Origin of the sequence: Synechococcus lacustris str. Tous (genome assembly GCF_003011125.1) — a bacterium.
In the GTDB taxonomy this organism is placed as follows: Bacteria; Cyanobacteriota; Cyanobacteriia; order PCC-6307; family Cyanobiaceae; genus Synechococcus_D; species Synechococcus_D lacustris.
The window spans coordinates 1-850 of record NZ_PXVC01000248.1; the positions used below are offsets into that span (position 1 = coordinate 1).

Annotated in this window: 1 protein-coding gene; it reads left to right on the forward strand. The window is 48.3% G+C overall.

Annotation, left to right across the window (positions count from 1 at the left end; translation table 11 throughout):
• Positions 1-80: 80 nt before the first annotated feature.
• Positions 81-850, forward strand: a 770-nt coding sequence (locus C7K08_RS14685) for a C39 family peptidase (RefSeq protein WP_193464854.1), incomplete at its 3' end; no start/stop codon positions are given.

Sequence of the window (850 nt, forward strand, 5' to 3'; positions counted from 1 at the left end):
GCTCTGATGTAGAGGAAGGTCTAAAGCGTAGRAGAGTAGCTGAAGGGGCTCTTTGGTCTTCAGGAACTGCTAAAAAAACCATGACAAAAATACAAATCATTGCTCTTCAAGACACTTTGCTTAAAAAAGAGCCGCTCCAATCCTATCAGCTCAAACCTAACGAAAAACGTGAGGTGCAAAAGGGTAAGGGATACGCAGTGCTTGCCCTCGTCAATGAAGGCTCGCATTCAAAGGTAACTTTGGACTACGGAGCGGGTGTCTGGTACATCTACAACCCACATTGGCAAACATCAAAAACCGGCTCAGCTAGGCCAAATGAATCAGCTCCCGGCTCGCGAATTCTCACCGTCAAGTACTTTCCCCAACGTGACAGTGCTACTTCCCATGCACATCGCATGTGTTTCTCCAGCTCGTGCGCAATGGCAGCCGATTACGTGAAGCCCTCGGCGATTCAGGTATCAGAGCAGGAAGATGATTATTATATGCGGACTTACGTATTTAGGCACGGCGATACTACAGAGGCCCCGGCTCAAATCGCCGCACTAAAAGACCTTGGCATAAGCGCAACATTCCGCCAAAATCTTTCCGAGTCGGATATTAAAGCTCAAATTAACAAGAACATTCCGGTGCCCATCGGAATTCTACACCATGGCCACATTTCAGCACCGAGCGGTGGTGGGCATTGGGTGTGTGTAATTGGATACGATGATAACACCAAGGAGTACATCGTAAATGATCCCTATGGCGAGCTCGATTTGGTTGGCGGAGGGTACTATGGGTCGACTAATGGCTTTAGAATGCGCTACAGCTACTTGGATCTAAATAGAAGGTGGATGGTAGATGGGGGAGG